Source organism: Oleiphilus sp. HI0117 (assembly GCF_001635235.1).
This window is the reverse complement of sequence record NZ_LWGA01000826.1, coordinates 1-2,311: the sequence shown is the minus strand read 5'-3', so window position 1 is coordinate 2,311 and position 2,311 is coordinate 1. Positions and strand designations below refer to the sequence as shown.

The 2,311-nt window shown below is 46.1% G+C and carries 3 protein-coding genes; all 3 read right to left on the bottom strand.

From position 1 onward, the window contains the following. The coding region (gene dapE / locus A3757_RS13840; protein WP_068739799.1) for a succinyl-diaminopimelate desuccinylase at positions 1-976 on the bottom strand (976 nt) is incomplete at its 3' end. 135 nt (positions 977-1,111) lie between these two features. Then, positions 1,112-2,122: a 2,3,4,5-tetrahydropyridine-2,6-dicarboxylate N-succinyltransferase gene (gene dapD, locus A3757_RS13835; RefSeq protein ID WP_068739797.1), complete on the bottom strand. Its 1,011-nt coding sequence runs from the start codon at positions 2,120-2,122 to the stop codon at positions 1,112-1,114. Positions 2,123-2,189: 67 nt separating this feature from the next. Continuing rightward, positions 2,190-2,300 (bottom strand): arsenate reductase family protein, encoded by a 111-nt coding sequence (locus A3757_RS28125; RefSeq protein WP_369819549.1) that lies wholly within the window; start codon positions 2,298-2,300, stop codon positions 2,190-2,192. Positions 2,301-2,311 lie beyond the last annotated feature (11 nt).

The window sequence follows — 2,311 nt, the reverse complement described above, 5'->3', positions numbered from 1 at the left end:
CTGAGGTTGAAAGCTCTGTGTCGATACCTTTAACTGTTTTTATCGCTTTAACCGCTGCGTCGACGAGTGGGCCCGCTGCGGTTAGGAAGGGCTCTCCGCTTAATGTCCACTGGATATCGTAATCCAGCTTGTGTTGCTCAAGCACTTTGACGACACCTGCTTTAAGTTGCTCGGCGGTGACTTCAGTAGAAAATCGAAAGTTAAAAAGTGTCTCGACAGTACCGGGTATCACGTTCGTCGCACCGGTACCGGAATTGATATTGGTGATTTGGAATGATGTCGCGGGGAAGAATTCATTGCCACTGTCCCATTCAAGTTTGCATAGGTCGTCAAGGGCAGTCATTGCCAGGTGAATAGGGTTGTTCGCCAAGTGCGGGTAGGCAACATGTCCTTGTTTGCCTTTAATGGTAAGTTTTGCGTTTAAAGATCCGCGGCGGCCGTTCTTGATCACATCACCGAGCACCTTGGTACTGGATGGCTCACCAACCAGGCACCAATCAATTTTTTCATTACGCGCCTCCAAAGTTTCAACAACCTTAACGGTACCGTTTGTTGCTGGTCCTTCTTCATCGCTGGTAATTAAGTAAGCGATAGAGCCTTGATGGTCGGGATGTTTTTTAACAAAGCGCTCACAGGCGGTGATAAATGCAGCCAGGCTGCCCTTCATATCAGCAGCGCCACGACCATGTAGCATATCTCCCTGAATACGGGCCGAAAAGGGTGAGTATGTCCACTCTTGTTCTGGGCCGGTAGGGACAACATCGGTATGCCCCGCAAATGCGATTAAAGGCGCTTCCGTACCTTTACGAGCCCAAAGATTGGTCACATCTTCAAAGATCATTGTTTCGGCTTCAAAGCCTAGCGGAGCCAAATGACGCATCATAATATCCTGACACTCGCAGTCTTCTGGTGTAACAGAGGGCTGCTGTATAAGTGCTTGGGTCAGTTGGATCGTGTCAGTTGTGCTATCGCTCATAATTAGGCTCGTCGTTTCAATCGTTGTATATATGCAAAAAAGCGCATCCATAGATGTAAGCATTAAAAAGCTTTGATTATGAGTGCGCCTTTAAGGGCTGCCCTGTTAGGGCAGTGTTAGTTGCTTAGCCAGATACTAGTTATTGGCGTGAAGCTCTTCATTCAGTTCAATGGCAGTCTTATTAGTTAAGCATTCAACTCGACCATTTGCCGAGTTTCGGCGGAACAGTAGGTCAGCTTTATTTGCTAGATCACGTGCTTTAACCGTCTCAACGACCTGGTTTTCAGAGTCAAGCATAACTACTTTAGTGCCAGCAGTAATGTAGAGACCTGACTCAACAGTACAGCGATCACCTAAAGGAATGCCGATACCTGCATTTGCGCCGATCAAACTGTTCTCACCAACCGCAATGATGATGTTACCGCCACCAGATAAGGTACCCATGGTAGAGCAGCCACCGCCAAGATCAGAACCTTTTCCTACCATTACACCTGCAGAGATACGGCCTTCGATCATTGAGGTGCCTTCTGTGCCTGCATTAAAGTTTACAAAGCCTTCATGCATGATTGTGGTGCCTTCACCAATGTAGGCGCCAAGACGTACGCGGGCTGTATCGGCAATACGGACGCCGCCAGGTACGACGTAGTCGGTCATCTGTGGGAATTTATCAACAGACTTAACTTCAATCAATTCACCGGCTACTCGTGCTTCAAGTTGCTTAGCTGTTAATTCAGATAGGTCAATTGGACCTTTATTAGTCCATGCAACATTTGGCAGTAAACCAAAAATACCGTCAAGATTAATGCCGTGCGGCTTAACCAGGCGATGAGACAAAAGGTGTAGTTTTAAATACACTTCAGGCGTGCTGCTAGCCTTGCCATCTTCTTCGATAATAACCACTACGGCCGGGCTTTTTGAGCCTTTCATTTGGCTTGCGATGTCAGAAAGCGCTGCGATTTTTGCTAGCTCTTCAATCTGCTCATCATTTAATTCTGTTGTTGTATTGCCGCTTTCAAGGCCTAGTGTTTCTTGGATGCTAGCAACCAAAGAGGAGTCAGGTTGGAATTGTGGTGCTGGGAAGAATGTTTCAAGCCACTCGCCTGCGCCGTTTTTGCTACCGATACCAAGTCCTAGTGCAATTGTCATGGAATACTCCTAATTAAATAATATGTATAAGTTGTTTAAGATAAGGGGGAGACCCTGTACTCTTTATTTAGTCGTTTATCTCGAATAATTGGGCGTAGTTATCAGCCTTGAATCCAAGATGAATTTGATTGCCGATCTTTAAAACCGGACGCTTAATCATGGAATTATTACTCTGAATAAGAGAAATAG

What these genes read in the sequence shown, in the direction of transcription:
- dapD (WP_068739797.1), bottom strand. Translation starts at nt 2,122, where the DNA reads ATGACAATTGCACTAGGACTTGGTATCGGTAGCAAAAACGGCGCAGGC.